The organism is Geothrix terrae, assembly GCF_022808775.1.
Taxonomy (GTDB): domain Bacteria; phylum Acidobacteriota; class Holophagae; order Holophagales; family Holophagaceae; genus Geothrix; species Geothrix terrae.
In genome coordinates this window covers 587,431-603,372 of the sequence record NZ_JAKZLA010000003.1, presented here as the reverse complement: position 1 = coordinate 603,372, position 15,942 = coordinate 587,431, and the positions used below count along the sequence as shown (strand labels likewise).

Sequence of the window (15,942 nt, the reverse complement as noted above, 5' to 3'; positions counted from 1 at the left end):
CTGAGGCGATGAATCGGAAGAGCACCTTGGTTCAAGAGGAGAAGCTCGTCACCCTGAGAGACGATTCGACTCAGCCTCCACCAACGATTGGCACACCCTCGTGGATGAGCATTCTTGGTGGTCCGGCATTGGGCCAACCAGGTAGTCGCCATACAACCTTCCAGCACCACGAACGCCCGTTTCTTTTCTCTGCTCGTTTCTGGCTTTTGGTCGGGTTCGCTGGTTTCCTGCTCTACATCATCAAAGCCGCTCTATTCCGGTGATCGGCCTAACCTTCCGCTCAACCTGGACCCCGCCTGCATTGCCTTTCGCTCTCTCTCAACATCTCGCTTCCTCGGCTCCGCTCAGCATCTCGGTGCAGGCGGGGCCCGGTTAGCTTCATTCGTTAGGCGTCATGCTCTACACTCCAAGCACCAGCCCACCTACACCTGGATTTGCGCTTCTCGGTTGCGCGGTTGGAATTACTTTGTTCGTAGTCGGTATGAAGGCAATTATCAAACGAGAGATCCGTCTAAGGCCTAACAGAGGCGCACCACTAGTAACCCATCGTGGAAGTGGAGCTATTTATGCGGGTTTGGGCTTTTGCCTCATCTCTCTCTTCCTTTGGCTTCCGGCAATAATCTATTTACTCAAACATTTCATCTTTTCGTCACACGCCTAACCCTCAGCTCAACTCGGACCCCGCCTGCATTGTCTTTCGCTCTCTCTCAGCTACTCGCTTCCTCGGCTCCGTTCAGTGCCTCGGTGCAGGCGGGTCCGGTTAGCTCCATCCGTTAGGCACACTCGGCGCTTTCCCTTCGTCTTCCGGGTCTGGTCCTTCTCAATCGGGTTTCAGGTTCAGCGCTCTGGCTTCGCCAGTCGTGAATCTCTGTGGCCTGGTGGCTCATGCTTCTCCTGAATGGCGGGCTTGCGCTGCTGCACACCAGCACCGCTCTCCTGCGGGCCTGGTGGTGAATCCAGCGACTTCCCGTGGCATCCTGGCTCCGCCGTTCCTCAACTCGCTCCATCTTTGGCGCAATCCGCCTCAGTTCTTTGCCTTTGGGCTCGTCCGCTCCAACCGGCTTCTTTGATTGGGCGGCATCCCCTTCGTCCGTTCTCATCCAGGCTCTCGGCAGCTCGGGTGGGCTTCAGTTTCGTGGGGTGCCTAACCTCTCGCTCAACTCGGACCCCGCCTGCATTGCCTTCCGCTCTCTCTCAAATTCTCGCTTCCTCGGCTCCGTTCAGCGTCTCGGTGCAGGCGTGGCCGGTTAGCTCTGTTCGTTAGGCATCGTTTGTAACGGAGTATGATCCAATCACTCACCACTTGAGGCTTTGACATGGAACCCAAGTCTAGAGAAAACAGTGGCAAAGAGGATCAGAATCGCCTGTTTGCAATGACCAATTGGATTCTCCTAGCAGCCGGAATCGTTAATATTCTTGTTGGTTGTCTATTTGCAATTAAAGGTGAAGCCACCAAGTCGACAAGCTTCACAGCCATTGCCTTATTACTTTTTCTCGCGGCGACAATTGATCGCTTTGAATCTCTCAAGGGTTTGGGAATTGAAGCTAAAACCAAGAAATTAGATAAAAAGATCGAACAAGCTGATGAAGTTTTGAATCAGCTCAAAAATCTTGCAGAAGTAACAGGCGCATCTCTAGTAAGTATTACAAGTAAAGTTGGGCGGTGGGGAACAGGAATCTCAACCCGTGAGGCATACGCCCTTGCGCAGAAGGTCCGGAGAATCCTCCTTTCAATTGGTTCCGAGAATACGACGATTGAGGAGGCATTAAAGCCCTGGGCCAGGATCTCATGCTTTGATTTAGCCCGTGTTATTACATCGCCCATATGTAACACATGCAACGAGGAACTGCGCCATCTCCACCAAGCGAATCAGTCAAAGAGCCCCATAAACCCTCATGACGAAAAATTTATGAAGTACATTGAGGAATCCCGCCTTATTTCTGAATATCAACAAAAACTTAGTAATTTACACCTAATTAAACTTGAAGAATATCCGGATGCGCTGTTTGCGCTTATTAATGAAGCTCCCATACAAAATAGAGAAGTGATTTCCGCCGCAGCGAACAAAGCATCACATTTTGCCCCCATGATTATTGAGCTAAAGAAAAATTTCTACTTAACCAATCCAGAGCCTTGGTTCGTCGAATTAGAGACCCCAAGGCAAGAGTAATGGCACAGCAAAATCCATCGCTCATCCCACTCTGCCTAACCCTCCGCTCAAGTCGGACCCCGCCTGCATTGCCTTCCGTTCTCTCTCATCATTTCGCTATCTCGGCTCCGCTCATCGCCTCGGCGCAGGCGCGGCCGCTTAGCTTCACTCGTTAGGCCTTTAGAACCCGGGCAGTACCCCATTAGGTACCCACAAAGGAAAATCCATGAGCTTATCTCGCAGATTTGTCCCTCACGTGGTCGGCCTAGTCCTGATGGTTCCGTTGCTTTTCAGCTGTGATCACCTACCCTTCGGCCAGAAACAAGGAGAGAAGACAAAATCGGAGGGGGCGCCAGAATCTCAAAGACCACCTAGTGCAACCGAAGTCTTCCACCTGCGCACCGAATGTGGTGAGTTCGGCGTAAGGCTTTTGAATGAAAACTTTGTGGGTCGCGCACTAACGCAGAGTCAAGTCTCTCACTACGATCCAAAGACGAATCGCTGCTTCGTTGAACTCACTGTTCAAAGTGCTGACCTCAGCGGGAAATTCATGGCGTCCTATCTCTACGACGGGCAGACGAAAGAACTCCTGGCCTTCACTGAAAGCAAGGATGGCGTGAAGCGGTTCCTGACCTTCAAAACCTATACGAATTCCTACGAACAAGCCCAGGAGTACATAAATTCCAAGATGGAAGATAAAGATTATTCAAAATGATCAAGTTCCAGCGCCCCGCTAAAGGCCTAACCTTCCGCTCAACTCGGACCCCGCCTGCATTGCCTTTCGCTCTCTCTCAACTTCTCGCTTCCTCGGCTCCGCTCATCGCTTCGGTGCAGGCGTGGCCGGTTAGCTTCATTCGTTAGGCCTCGAGACGCAGGCCTGTCCGCTTTCCGTTCGGCCTGCAAATCCGCCTGTTCGGCCGTTCTGCTTCCGATTTCTTAGCGGGCATGCGTTCATGGTGGCAAGCCCCATGTCGCTCTTTCCAATCTCCGCTCGGTTTTCCCATCGCATCGGTTCATGCCACAGCAAAGCTGAGGGCTCGGCCTAACCTTGCGCTCAACTCGGACCCAACCGCCCTTGCCTTCCGCTCTCCCGTGGTGGCTGGGATTTCCGTTCCCCTCTCATCGTCCGGCTGCGGTTGGGCCGGTTACCTTCGATCGTTAGGCCTCACTCATAGGAGCAGGAGATGACAAAGCGATGTGCTGTATTTCTGCTCTCAATCTTGTCCCCAGTAATCCTCCAGGCCCAAGCAAGGAAGGAACTACCAGCTCCGAGCCAGGCCATTCAAACATCCGGAACTCCGGAACCGAGATTCCGATTATTCAAAACGGAGAATGTCTGGACCTTCATTGAACTTGACACTCAGAATGGGCGGCTCTGGCAGGTTCAGTACTCGGTCAACTCAAGTTCAAGCCAGGTGAAGTCCACAATCAATAAATGGCCTCTGGTTTTGAGTGGCAGGAATGGCAGGTTCACACTGTACCCAACGAATAATATGTGGAACTTCATTCTTGTTGATCAAGATGAGGGCGGCACATGGCAAGCTCAATTTTCAATGGAACCCAACAACCGCGGGATTGCCCCAATAAATCTTGAATCAGAAAATTAAACCCCAAATTCGGCCGACGCTTTCGGCCTAACCCCTAGCTCAACTCGGACCCCGCCTGCATTGCCTTCCGCTCTCTCTCAACTTCTCGCTTCCTCGGCTCCGCTCAGCGCCTCGGCGCAGGCGTGGCCCGGTTAGCTTCATTCGTTAGGCGATCCTACGATGCTTCCCACTCTCGGCCTTCTCTTTTCAGAAATTGAGAGTACCCGCTACTTTAGTGGCCTCGCCTTCCTCATTTTTGGGACTGGGGTAACCGTTTTATTGAAATTGAAGCGTCTTGTTTTCTTTGATCGAGTGATCCTCAGATCTGAAAATCCGGTCCTTTATTGGGGCGTAGTTTTCTTTTTTTTCCTTCCAGTTCTTCTGTCCGGATTCGTCTTCGTGGTCTTCACTTTCGGAAACCGGCATTGAACAATCGCCTAACCCTCCGCTCAAGTCGGACCCCGCCTGCATTGCCTTCCGTTCTCTCTCAGCATCTCGCTATCCCGGCTCCGTTCATCGCCTCGGTGCAGGCGCGGCCGCTTAGCTTCATTCGTTAGACGCCACCCAAAACCCCATGACCACCTCAACCCTTCGCCCAGTCATCTTTGTGTTGCTGATCTCCCTGGTTATCTTCGGGGCGGAGTCCCCGAAGACACTTCCCGTCGTTCTTGAGATGAAAGTCCCATCTTGTCCTCCGCTAGCTCGGATTGCAGGCATCAGTGGTACGGCTAAATTCCTGGTTCAGACCGATGGTCATCAGATTAAGGAATTCCTAAAATCCGAAGGCCCGCCAATCCTTCAACGCCAATTACCAACCCAACTCTCATCCTGGAGGTTCACCGACCATACTCCGATGGAGTTCACGATCACATTCAAAGTCACGGTAGTACGCCAGAATCCATGCGATCCCAAACTGCCTGACGAAGTTAAGATGGTCCTCCCTTCACTCGTTGAAATAACCGCCTACACAGCAGGCGAATGCGATCCAGTCATCATCAGAGAGCCAAAGAAATGAACCCGCCGGCTGGGCGTCTAACCTCTCGCTCAACCCGGACCCCGCCTGCATTGTTTTCCGCTCTCTCTCAGCTTCTCGCTTACTCGGCTCCGCTCAGCGCCTCGGTGCAGGCGGGGCCGGTTAGCTTCATTCGTTAGGCCTCTCACAATCTTCAAAGCCATCATCGATCCAGGCACGGAGCACCATGGCCAAATACCTGATCTCCTTCCCCAGTGCTGCGATGGTCGTTCCAACCGGCGAGTTGGAGGCGGTAGGCCGCGATGCGCATGCCGTGATAGAAGAGGCGAAGATCGCCGGCGTTTACATCTTCGGCGGTGGCATCGATGAAGATGTGGCGCCAGTGCTCATTTCGGCCGATGGCTCGGTCGCTTTGGGCGGCTACCCCTGGGGGCCTAGGCTCGATGGTGGGTTCACCGTGCTCGACCTGCCCTCTCGCGAGGAGGCCATCGCCTGGGCCGCACGGATCGCCAAGGCTTGCCGCTGTGACCAAGAGCTACGCGTCTTCGGGTTCGACCCGCAGTCCTAACGGCGCACGGGCACATATCGGCCTAACCCTTAGCTCAACTCGGACCCCGCCTGCATTGTCTTCCGCTCTCTCTCAGCTTCTCGCTTCCTCGGCTCCGCTCATCGCCTCGGTGCAGGCGGGTCCGGTTAGCTTCATTCGTTAGCCCGCTTCCAGGGACTCCTACCCGTGCAATGGTCCAAATTACGAAGCCTCATTGAATCCCGGTTCGCTGAGTCACTCGGCAAGAGAGTCTCCATCCATAGCACTGCCTACGGGAATTGTTCCTGTGGACATGCCTGGATCACTCTCGATGGCGATGTCATCGCGAACTTCTGCACTCGCGCTCACTACTTGAAGTTGGCTGATGAAAGGGCTGGTAGGCAAACGCCCGCCTCTTCAACTAAGAAGCACGAAGCGCAATTTGTCGAGTACGGCGAAATGAGCCGCCAGGACGCCTATCAAAGCTGCTGGCGGTTCATTCATGAACTATCTATCGAGCAGGCCCTATCTGACTCAGACCCCCTCGTTATGTCCCTCGCAGTTCTAGATCAACGCCTTGGCAAACGCAGAATACAATCCCTTGCACTTGAACCTTTGCACTCACTCCCTCGTCATCTACTCGAGATTCGCGCCGCAGCTGAAGGAATTGCCCTTCCGGCGCGGTCTAACCCTTAGCTCAACTCGGACCCCGCCTGCATTGTCTTCCGCTCTCTCTCATTATTTTGCTTCCTCGGCTCCGCTCATCGCCTCGGTGCAGGCGGGTCCGGTTAGCTTCATTCGTTAGGCCTCGAGAAGCAGGCCTGTCTGATTTCCATTCGGCCTGCAAATCCGCCTGTTCAGCCGTTCTGCTTCTGATTTCTTGGCGGGCGTGCGTTCATGGTGGCAAGCCACAGGTCGCTCTTTCCAATCTCCGCTCGGTTTTCCCATCGCCTCGGTTTATGCCACAGCAGAGCTGAGGGCTCGGCCTAACCTTGCGCTCAACTCGGACCCAACCGCACCTGCCTTCCGCTCTCCCGTGGTGGTTCGGACTTCCGTTCTCCTCTCACGGGCCGGCTGCGGTTGGGCCGGTTACCTTCGATCGTTAGGCGCCCAATGAATATCGAGCTAACAGACACACCAAGGGAACAAGACGAAGCCTTCGTCATTGCGCAGGTTCATGCGTACAACTCTCGATTTATCGTACGGGATCAAAGAAGTCTGTGTGTATTTGCCCGTGATGGTGATGGAATTATTATTGGCGGACTAACAGGTCGGACAAACTGGCAGTACCTCGAAGTCTTATTCCTCTGGGTTCATGACGAGCATCGCAAAACCGGGTTAGCCTCAAAGCTAATGGCAATGGCCGAATCAGAAGCAATTAAGCGTGGCTGCAAAAACGCACGTCTCGATACGTTCAGCTTTCAAGCCCTCGGTTTCTACCAAAAACTTGGTTATCAAGAGGTCGGCCATTTGCCAGGGTTTGGTGGCCAGCACACACGCCATTTTTTGCATAAATCACTTTGCTCTGGCGCCTAACCCCTAGCTCAACTCGGACCCCGCCTGCATTGTCTTCCGCTCTCTTTCATCTCCCTGCTTCCTCGGCTCCGCTCATCGTCTCGGTGCAGGCGCGGCCGGTTAGCCCCATTCGTTAGGCTTCACCGTGAAGACGCTCTCAATCGGCAATCAAGAACGCGAACAATTCTCCATCACCGTATTGGGCTACGAGAGATCTGCTTCCGGAGAGTTTTACGACGACAACTGGCTCACTTCGAGAGTCAAAATTTCGGTCGGCTCATTTTCAGGGGAATTTGGGCTCTCACTTTTCACAACAGACTTTACCTCCTTTTTAGAACAGCTTTCTGCTCTTTACAAAACTCTCAGTGGTGAAGCCAAGTTTGAAACCATGGAAGGTCAAATTGAGTTTTCAATGACTGGTAATGGTCGCGGCGGAGTGGAAGTCTCTGGCCGTGTTCTAGACCAGGCTGGGATCGGAAATAAGCTAGAATTCGCTTTCCAGGTCGACCAAACGTATCTTCCCTTGGCAATTCACGATCTGAACGAAATCTTGAACGAATTCCCAGCCCGTCCAGCTTAATCTCTTGTCTAATTTGGCCTGCCCACCCAACTGGCCGTCCCGTTCGAGCCCTTCTCAATCCAAGGTATGTCACAGCCTAACCTCTCGCTCAACTCGGACCCCGCCTGCATTGCCTTCCGCTCTTTCTCTTCATCTCGCTTCCTCGGCTCCGCATAGCGCCTCGGTGCAGGCGGGGCCGGTTAGCTTCATTCGTTAGGGCTCTGAAACATCTTTAGCGACTCCAGGAATCCATGTACCTATCCACCGCCATCATTTTCCTTGTCTGTCTCGGTATTCGTGTCGGCCTACATTTTTTTGACAAGAATTCCATTCAGGAAGCAGCCAAGGACAAAGGCTGGGTGAATGTTCAAGTCATTTGGACGCCATTTGCTTCTGGTTGGTTCCTTTTAAGGAATGATAAACGCCAGTACCGCGTCATTTACTCCCGGGAAGACGGGGTTATGCATGAGGCGCGTTGCAAGAGTTCAATCCAAGATGGTGTTCAATGGTGTGATACAGCCCATGATTACGATTGATCGCCCTAACCCTCCGCTCAACTCGGACCCCGCCTGCATTGCCTTTCGCTCTCTCTCAACTTCTCGCTTCCTCGGCTCCGTTCAGCGTCTCGGTGCAGGCGTGGCCGGTTAGCCACATTCGTTAGGTGCCACCATGAAACCAAAGAACCCAGCATCAGTAGCGATCCTGACGGGACTCCTAGGCCTAGCGGCGGGGGGCGGTGTTGCCACGATTTACTGGCGTCACCAAATCGAGATTGCCCATCGTCTTTATGCAAGTTCACAGGCGGTTTATACCTTAGAGAACCTAAAGTTCATCAGGTCAAATCAAGACCCACTAGCAATCCAATATTTAGAAATGCACCTTGATAGGTATGTAATACAGCTCGGGAAAACCTACACAAGAAACGATTCGTATGCATCCCGTGAAAGAGAGGTTCTGCTTCGAATCAAGAGCTATAGGAATACAAATCATGTACCCGATGGCCTACCTGCAGATATCAATCAGACTGCGAACACGATACTCAGACAGGCTGCCATGTAGCACCTAACCCTCCGCTCAACTCGGACCCCGCCTGCATTGTCTTCCACACTCTCTCAACTTCTCGATTCCTCGGCTCCGTTCATCGCCTCGGTTCAGGCGTGGCCGGTTAGCCACATTCGTTAGGCGCCACCTTCTATGCCGAGCCAACATCACGAAGACCTTATCAATCTTGTTAGGTGGATCTGGTTCAATCACATCGTCCAGATTTATGGCGACTGCATGGAACCAGGTGGGGTCTTATTTATCCTTGACCATAAACTCCGCTTTCTAGCGCTAGAGCACCTCGATATCTCGGGTACTTGGCCAGATTTCTATCTTAACCTTAATGATGGCCACGGCCCGATACTTGGCGAAGTCGGTGAAATGGCCAATGATCGATGGGGACGTGTGATTTGTTCAGATGGTCTTCCAGTTAGAATCCTTCGCGTCGGCTTCGACTATACGGTTGGAGTCATCAATCCAAGGTTTACGGAACGCGAAATCACAACTATAAAAATCGTCCAAGATCTCCTCATTCAAGAGCGCCTGCGTGTGCATGGCGCCTAACCCTCAGCTCGACCCGGACCCAACCTGCATTGCCTTTCGCGCTCTCTCAACATCCCGCTTCCTCGGCTCCGCTCATCGCCTCGGTGCAGGCGGGTCCGGTTAGCTTCATTCGTTAGGCCGCAGGAGCCCCTGTGTCGAATCCCATCTCCCCGAAGTCGGTAGCCCTGTCGCTTACCGAGCCATGGTCTCCTCGTGTGATTGGCGAAGTTGATGACTCGTTCGTAAAAGTCGCCAAGGTCCATGGTTCGCTAGCCTGGCATAGCCATGAGAACGAAGATGAATTGTTCTATATTCTTCAAGGCCATCTGCGTATCGAAATGGAGGACCGTTCGGTCGAACTGAGCGAAGGCGAGCTGTTTGTTGTCCCAAAGGGTGTACGCCACAACCCGATCGCTGAGGAAGAGTGCTACCTGATGCTCTTCGAGCGCAAAGCCACTTTACATACCGGGGATGTAGTGACCGAGAAAACGCGCTCAATCGCGGAACAACTTCGACCACTCTGATGCCCCAACGTCGCTGCGGCCCAACTCTCCGCTCAACTCGGCCCCGCCTGCATTGCCTTCCGATCTTTCTCGTCTACCTGCTTCCTCGGCTCCGCACAGCGCCTCGGTGCAGATGGGTCAGTAGCTTCACTCGTTAGGTGTCTCGCATGCCGATGTACCAAGTCACGCAACGCATAAAGGCTCCTGCAAGTGACGTCTGGAGACACCTGTCAGACGTCCTGGCTTGGCCAGCGTGGTTGCCGACTGTCACTGGGGTCTCGCCGCTTGAAGGTCAACCATTTCAGCTTGGCGCAAAATTCAAGGTCATTCAGCCCAAATTGCGCCCAGTGATCTGGCAAGTTACCCAATTGGAGCCTGGCCGGTGTTTCATCTGGGAATCGACAACCCCGGGTATGCGGCTTTGGGGCAATCACACAGTTCGTGGCGTCGGACCCGGGGAGTCAGAAGTGGCGCTTCAATTCCGGTTCTCAGGCCCTCTCGGAGTGATCCTCGGTTGGCTTGCAGGTCCTATCACACGCAAATACATCGCCACTGAAGCCGCCTCTCTCAAAGCGTTGGCTGAATCTGCGGCCATGGCGAGACCTAACCTTTAGCTCAACTCGGCCCCCGTCTGCATGGCCTTCGGCTCTCTCATCTTCTCGCGTCCTCGGGTCCGTTCATCGCCTCGGTACAGGCGTGTTCGGTTACCTTCATTCGCCAGGCCTTGAAATGACAGGAAGGAGGACACGATGGACGACGAACAGGCGGCACCGGAGACGAAGGGCGTTACGGTGAAGCTGCTTGCCACGGTTGATCTTGGCCCCGAGATCGAGGGCATGGCGGGGCGTCAGCTTCGAATGCGCATGGTGACCATCGAGCCGGGAGGGGTCTTCGGGCCGATTCACGACCATAAGGACAGGCCCGGCATCGTCTACATCCTGCAGGGGACGATCACCGACCATCGGAATGGCGTCGCGACGGACTACAGGCCGGGCGTGGGCTGGCCCGAGGATCGGAACACGACACACTGGCTGGAGAACAGGGGAACGGTTCAGGCGGTGGAGATCTCGGTCGATATCGTCCAGCAAGCCTGAGATTGGGCGCGACCTCGGACACGATTGGGGCGAACCCTGGCGCTCGGCTCCATGTGGTGTCCCGGTGCCGGCGCGACCAGGTTTCCCGACGAAACACGGTTCTCGGATCACCTCAAAACGCATCGACTTGTGATCCAGCCACCGCTGGCTTCCGAGCCCGTGAACGATGGACACCGGCCCCGCGTCTTCCCGCTCCCAACCACGGCTTCGGTGCGGTCCGATTCGACGATGGGACCACGGTTTCAGCCGGTATGAAGTGCCCCGGATTGTTTCGCGCTTTTCCCGAAGGCCAGGACGTGCTTGAGTACCTCGATATTCATGCCGTTAGCGCGCTCACGGCTCAAAGCCAATGACCGCCATCCCCGTGGCCTGACCCTTGGCCCAGCCCGGGCCCCGGCCGCCTTGACTCGCGCCCTCCTGCTTCGTTCCGCCTTCCCGGCTCGCCTCCCTCTGGGGCCGCATTAAGCCGATTTTCTGGTCGCTTGATGCGACCCGATTCCCCGTCCCACCCATCGAGTGGTTGCGGACGGCCCGATTACCTCCCATCGTAAGGCCACACCATCTGGAGGCCCGACATGGAAAGGCTGTTTCCTGATATGGGTCATCCCTACGGGATGAACCCCTCGCCCTATTTCTCCCTGCGGGACGGAAAACTCTATCCCGATGTCGGCCACCCCGAGGGCGCGGGAACGAAACCCTGGTTCTCCGTTCGCGGCGACAAGGTGTATCCCGACATCGGACACCCTGATGGGGCCGGAACTGCGCCCTGGTTCAAGATCGAGAAGGGCAAGCTGTACCCCGACCAGGGCAATCCGGATGGCGCCGGGACCTCCCCCTGGTATTCCATCAGGTGAAGCCCGGCCCGACTCCCTGTTCCCCCAGGCCCACCCCGGGGCCGGCCGGCCTGCGCCGCTAGGCCTTTCCGATGCCGACCATCCTCTCCCATCCGGCGGTTCCCCTGGCCCTGGGCGTGGGATTCGGCCCGAAGGCCGTCCCCAGGCCCCTGCTGATCGCCGGGATCGTCGCCTCGGCGCTCCCGGACCTGGATGTGATCGCCTTCCGCCTGGGGATTCCCTACTCGGCGGCCTTGGGCCACCGGGGGTTCAGCCACTCCCTGGGCTTGGCGGCGGTGGTGGCCCTGGGGGGCGCCTGGGCCCTTCGCAAGGCGCTCCGCAAGGCCAGGTCGCCGCTCCCGGCGGCCTTCGGGTTCCTCTTCCTCTCCATGGCCTCGCACGGTCTCCTGGATGCCTTCACCACGGGCGGCCGGGGCATCGCCCTGCTCTGGCCCTTCACGGAGCAGCGCTTCTTTTGGCCGCTCCAGGTGATCCGGGTGTCGCCCCTCAGCCTTTCGAAGCTCCTCTCCCTGCGAGGCCAGACGGTCCTGCTTTCCGAGGCCCTGTGGGTCTGGCTCCCTTCCACCGCCTTGGCGCTCGGGCTCTGGACCCTGCGCCGGGGGCGCCTTCTCCCGGTCGGGCCCCGCCTCGACCCCACCCGGCCAAGCCTGCCCTCGCCACCCGACCAGCCCCGGGGGAACCCATGAAGGTCTTCGCCTACACCGCCATCGCCGTGGTTCTCTTCTTCGCCTTCGCGATCCATTCGGTCCGGCGGGAGGAGCGGCGGCGTTCCGACCGGCGCCAGGAGGACCTCCCGGTTCTTCCGCCCGACCCGAGGCGGCGGGATCGTCGCCGCGGGAACGTGTTCTCGTACCTCGGCTGGGTGCTGCGGTCGCTGCTCCCGAAGGCCCGCCGGTAGGCGGTCTTCGATCGCGGAGACCGCCTGCCTAGCTGGGGCGCAGGACGGCGAAGGCCTGGAAACCCTCACCCTCCCAGCGGAGGGGATGGGGGCGGAACAAGGCCGTGGCCTCGCGATCCGTCCCATCGGCCGCACCCAGGGCCGCCGGCCAGACCTCCGCCGGGCGAAGGTCGGGGCGGGCCTCCGCCAGCCAATCCCGGTGGGCGATGCCCTCCTCGGGCAGCCAGGAGCAGACGGCATGGATCAGCAGCCCGCCCGGGGCCAGACGCCCGGCCGCGGCCGCCAGGAGGCGACGCTGGATCCCGGTGAGGCGGGGCAGGTCGTCGTGGGCCAGCCAGGGCCACTCGGGGTGCTTCTGGAGGGTGCCGCTGCCCGAGCAGGGGGCATCGAGCAGGATGAGGTCGAAGGTGGCGTCGCTGGTCTCCAGCCACTCCGCCGCATCCGCCTGGATCACCTGGGCCGCCACACCCCGCTGCTGGAGGGTCTGCCGCAGCCGGGCCGCGCGCCGGGGATGCACCTCCAGGGCCGTGAGCTCCGCCCCGGGGTGGCGCAGGGCCAGGGTGGTGGTCTTGCCGCCGGGAGCGGCGCAGGCGTCCAGGATCCGCGTCACGGGGCGATCCCAGCCATAGGCCAGCAGGGCCTGGGAGCTCCGGTCCTGCACCATGCCCGCCCCGGATTCCAGCCAGGGCCGCGGGAAGGGGGCCCCCTCCTCCAGCCGCAGGCAGCCCGGCCATTCGGGGTCCGGCGCCAATCCTGCGGGGAGCTCGCCCCGCACGAGGCGGAAGGCGGGGCGGGGGGGCTGCTGGAGGCGGGACCACAGGGCCTCGACCTGGTCCAGGGCCCCGTGCGGCGCCAGGGCGGCCTTCAGGGCGCGCTCCGCGGCGGGGGGCCGGTCCAGGGCGGAGGGCAGGGCGTCCAGTTCCGCGGCCAAGGCGGCGCGGTCCTTCGCGGCCCGGCGCAGCAGGGCGTTCACCAGGCCCTTGTGGGGATGGAAGCCCAGGTCGCGATCCCCCGCCAGCGCCACGGATTCGTTCACCGCCGCGTGATCGCTGACGCCGGGCAGCCAGGCCAGCTGCGCGAGGCCCATGGCGAGGGCCACTTGGGTGCCCAGGGGCACGCCCCGGGCGGGATCCTTCAGTCGGGGCTTCACCCAGGCCTGAAGGCGGCCCCAGCGGCGCAGACAGAGGCCGAGCAGGGCCTGGGCCAGATGCGCATCCTCACCCAGGTCCCGGTCCCAGATGTCCGGCACCCGGCCCTTTTCCCCGAAGACTTCGTGGAGGGCGTGGGCGACGTGAAGGCGGGCGGGCGTGGGCATGGGGCTCCGAACGACAGAACCCCGATTATCCCCCGTTACAGGTCCTTCAGGATCTCGGCCTTCTTGGCCTCGTAGTCCTTCTTGTCCAGCAGGCCCTTCCGGTAGAGCTCCTGCAGCTTCTGCAGGCGCTCTTCGGGGCCAGCCTTGCCCGTGGCTGACGTGGCGGCTGACGTGGCGGCCGACGAGGCAGTCGGGGCGGGCTTCGTTTCCGCGCGGGGCGGGGCAGGCTCCGAGCGGCGTTCGGATCGGCGCAGGGCGTCCTGGAGCGCGATGGCCTCCTGGCATTCCTTCAGCGCGGTCTGGAAGATGCTGGCGTCGGGCTGCATGTCCAGGGCCGTGCGCAGGTGGGGCAGGGCGTCGTCGTACTGGCCCAGGATGAAGCGGATGATGCCCACGTTGTACTCGGCGCGGGGGTAGTACTTGGGCTTCTGGCCCTTGTCCTCGCGGGACTGGTCCAGCCCGCCGAGGGCCAGGTCCAGCGCGCCGCGGACATCCTGGGCCTTGAGACGCTCGTGGGCCCGGCCCATGCCGAAGACATCGTCATCGAAGAAGGTGAGCTTGCGCACCTCGCTCCAGGCCAGGAGCAGGCGCAGCACCTTCACCTTGGCGGCCTCGAAGGCCAGACGGCGCACCTCGGAATCCCGAGGGTAGGCGGGGAATCCTTCGTACGAGGTGTTGCTGAGGCTGGGCGCGTCCTCCAGGCGCTGCGCGCCGAAAACGCGGCCACTGCTCAGATCGACCACCTGCACGGTGGCGCTGAAATCCAGGCTGGTGGTGGCGGTGCGCTTGAGGCGGACGAGCTCCTTCTTCGTCTTGTAGTCGGTGCTGCGCTCCTCCTTGGCGGACTGGTTGCGGCTGAGGTCCGAGCGGTTCACGTTCACGATGACCAGCACGCTGGGGCCGAGGAGCTTGCCGAGCTTGGCAATGGTGGCGGGCTCCACGTAGCCGCTGGCGCCCAGCTCCTGTTCCTTCAGCACCGCGTCGAGGTGGGCCCGGTCCACCACCTCCACCTGGCGGCTCTGCACCAGGTCGGCGGTGAGGGCATCCGCCAGCTCCCGGGAGTCGAGGTCGCGGGCAGGGGCGAAGGCCAGGCGCTCCACCTTGAGGCCCAGGCCCGGCGGGTGGATGAGGGTGACCTCCACCTTGGGATTGGCGATCTCGCTCCAGAACTGGGCCTGGGCGGGCAGCGACAGCGCGGCCAGGGTCGCGGGGATCAGCAGGCGCATGGGGGCTCCGGAACGTCGTTCCAGGTTAGCAGGAGGGGTGTGTGGCATCCTGGGCGCAGGCTTCCCGAGGAGAACCCCATGGCCCACCGCTATCCCCTCACCCTCTCCTGGACCGGCAGCACCCACGACGCCACCTACTCCCGCAACGCCACCGTCACCACCGCCGGCAAGCATCCCCTGGCCGTGAGCAGCGCTCCGGAGTACGCCGGTGACGGCGGTCGCTGGAACCCCGAGGACCTGCTGGGCTCGGCCCTGGCCACCTGCCACATGCTCACCTTCCTGGCCCTCTGCGCGAAGGCGAAGGTGGAGGTGGTGGGCTACGAGGACCACGCGGAAGCGGTGCTCGACACCATCGACAAGGTCACGCGCATCACCCAGGTGCACCTGCGCCCGACCCTCCGCGTGCCCCGGGGCACCAGCATGGCCAAGGTGGTGGAGCTCTTCGAGAAGGCGCACAAGTACTGCTTCGTGGCCAATTCCGTGACCTGCGAGGTGGTGATGGAACCGCGGGTGGTCGAGGTCTAGGAACCTTTTCCGGAGCGACCGTGCGCTGTCCCTTCTGCGGGCACCTCGAGGACAAGGTGGTGGACTCCCGGGAGTCCCGCGAGGGCGATTCCATCCGCCGCCGACGGGAGTGTCTGTCCTGCGCCCGGCGCTTCACCAGCTACGAGCGCGTGGAGGAGGTGCCGCTGGTGATCCTCAAGAAGGACGGCCGGCGCGAGCCCTTCGACCGGCAGAAGCTCATGAAGGGCCTGCTGCTGGCCTGCCAGAAGCGGCCCGTGTCGCTGGCCCGCATCGAGGAGCTGGTGGCGGACATCCACGCCCGGCTCATAGAGCGGCCGGATCGCGAGATCCGCAGCCGGGAGCTGGGCGAGCTGGTCATGGACGAGCTGAAGGGCCTGGACCAGGTGGCCTACGTGCGCTTCGCCAGCGTGTATCGCGACTTCAAGGACTTGCCGGATTTCGTGAAGGCCCTGGAGGGGCTCATGCACAAGGAGGCGGCCACCGGGCGGAACGGGGGCGGCCCGGTCACACCGGTCAAGCCGACCTCCTCATCCAGCGCCCCCCAGCCTCCCACGGCAGAACCCAAGCCCATGCCCCAGGCCCTCTTCCCCGGCGAAGCTGCGCCTCCGCCCCCGAAGGTCCGGAAAAAGTAGGG

18 protein-coding genes are annotated in these 15,942 nt (G+C 59.4%); 16 read left to right on the top strand and 2 right to left on the bottom strand.

The genetic code is table 11. The annotated features are described in order from the left end of the window. From MLE42_RS08705 to MLE42_RS08650, 14 genes are all read left to right on the top strand, one after another. Window positions 1–263: hypothetical protein (locus MLE42_RS08705; RefSeq protein ID WP_243287478.1), on the top strand; the 263-nt coding region annotated here is incomplete at its 5' end. 1,053 nt (window positions 264–1,316) lie between these two features. Next, window positions 1,317–2,171, top strand: coding sequence for a hypothetical protein (locus MLE42_RS08700; protein WP_243287477.1), 855 nt, complete (start codon window positions 1,317–1,319; stop codon window positions 2,169–2,171). A 205-nt stretch (window positions 2,172–2,376) separates the two neighbouring features. Then, window positions 2,377–2,865, top strand: coding sequence for a hypothetical protein (locus MLE42_RS08695; RefSeq protein WP_243287476.1), 489 nt, complete (start codon window positions 2,377–2,379; stop codon window positions 2,863–2,865). Window positions 2,866–4,935: 2,070 nt separating this feature from the next. Further along, complete coding sequence (locus MLE42_RS08690) at window positions 4,936–5,277, top strand: YciI family protein (protein WP_243287475.1); 342 nt, start codon at window positions 4,936–4,938, stop codon at window positions 5,275–5,277. A gap of 165 nt (window positions 5,278–5,442) precedes the next feature. Further along, window positions 5,443–5,931 carry an SF0329 family protein gene (locus MLE42_RS16375; RefSeq protein ID WP_420843081.1) on the top strand — a complete coding sequence of 163 codons (489 nt, stop codon included), beginning with the start codon at window positions 5,443–5,445 and terminating at the stop codon, window positions 5,929–5,931. Between the two features lie 417 nt (window positions 5,932–6,348). Then, on the top strand, window positions 6,349–6,771 hold the full coding sequence (locus tag MLE42_RS08685) for a GNAT family N-acetyltransferase (protein ID WP_243287474.1): 423 nt from the start codon (window positions 6,349–6,351) through the stop codon (window positions 6,769–6,771). Between the two features lie 124 nt (window positions 6,772–6,895). Continuing rightward, window positions 6,896–7,330 (top strand): WapI family immunity protein, encoded by a 435-nt coding sequence (locus tag MLE42_RS08680; protein ID WP_243287473.1) that lies wholly within the window; start codon window positions 6,896–6,898, stop codon window positions 7,328–7,330. Between the two features lie 230 nt (window positions 7,331–7,560). Beyond that, window positions 7,561–7,845: a hypothetical protein gene (locus MLE42_RS08675; RefSeq protein ID WP_243287472.1), complete on the top strand. Its 285-nt coding sequence runs from the start codon at window positions 7,561–7,563 to the stop codon at window positions 7,843–7,845. Between the two features lie 1,200 nt (window positions 7,846–9,045). After that, window positions 9,046–9,417, top strand: a complete 372-nt coding sequence (locus tag MLE42_RS08670; protein ID WP_243287471.1) for a cupin domain-containing protein — start codon at window positions 9,046–9,048, stop codon at window positions 9,415–9,417. A gap of 146 nt (window positions 9,418–9,563) precedes the next feature. Next, the gene (locus tag MLE42_RS16370; RefSeq protein WP_420843080.1) at window positions 9,564–10,010 is read left to right on the top strand and encodes an SRPBCC family protein; all 447 of its coding nucleotides are present in this window, start codon (window positions 9,564–9,566) and stop codon (window positions 10,008–10,010) included. Window positions 10,011–10,145: 135 nt separating this feature from the next. Next, window positions 10,146–10,490, top strand: a complete 345-nt coding sequence (locus tag MLE42_RS08665; RefSeq protein WP_243287470.1) for a cupin domain-containing protein — start codon at window positions 10,146–10,148, stop codon at window positions 10,488–10,490. A gap of 575 nt (window positions 10,491–11,065) precedes the next feature. After that, window positions 11,066–11,344, top strand: coding sequence for a hypothetical protein (locus MLE42_RS08660; RefSeq protein WP_243287469.1), 279 nt, complete (start codon window positions 11,066–11,068; stop codon window positions 11,342–11,344). Between the two features lie 71 nt (window positions 11,345–11,415). Continuing rightward, window positions 11,416–12,030 carry a metal-dependent hydrolase gene (locus tag MLE42_RS08655; protein ID WP_243287468.1) on the top strand — a complete coding sequence of 205 codons (615 nt, stop codon included), beginning with the start codon at window positions 11,416–11,418 and terminating at the stop codon, window positions 12,028–12,030. After that, on the top strand, window positions 12,027–12,242 hold the full coding sequence (locus tag MLE42_RS08650; protein ID WP_243287467.1) for a hypothetical protein: 216 nt from the start codon (window positions 12,027–12,029) through the stop codon (window positions 12,240–12,242). The genes MLE42_RS08655 and MLE42_RS08650 overlap by 4 nt, the downstream gene beginning before the upstream one ends. Window positions 12,243–12,270: 28 nt before the next feature. Here the strand turns inward: MLE42_RS08650 and MLE42_RS08645 are convergent, their stop codons facing one another. Next, on the bottom strand, window positions 12,271–13,557 hold the full coding sequence (locus MLE42_RS08645; protein WP_243287466.1) for a transcription antitermination factor NusB: 1,287 nt from the start codon (window positions 13,555–13,557) through the stop codon (window positions 12,271–12,273). 35 nt (window positions 13,558–13,592) lie between these two features. Beyond that, on the bottom strand, window positions 13,593–14,783 hold the full coding sequence (locus tag MLE42_RS08640) for a CsgG/HfaB family protein (protein WP_275975787.1): 1,191 nt from the start codon (window positions 14,781–14,783) through the stop codon (window positions 13,593–13,595). A 78-nt stretch (window positions 14,784–14,861) separates the two neighbouring features. Between MLE42_RS08640 and MLE42_RS08630 the strand changes: the two genes are divergently transcribed. Together MLE42_RS08630 and nrdR are read left to right on the top strand one after the other, a co-directional pair. Then, entirely contained in the window at window positions 14,862–15,308 is a 447-nt protein-coding gene (locus MLE42_RS08630; RefSeq protein WP_243287465.1) for an OsmC family protein, read from the top strand. A 20-nt stretch (window positions 15,309–15,328) separates the two neighbouring features. Then, on the top strand, window positions 15,329–15,940 hold the full coding sequence (gene nrdR, locus MLE42_RS08625) for a transcriptional regulator NrdR (protein WP_243287464.1): 612 nt from the start codon (window positions 15,329–15,331) through the stop codon (window positions 15,938–15,940). Window positions 15,941–15,942: the final 2 nt, after the last annotated feature.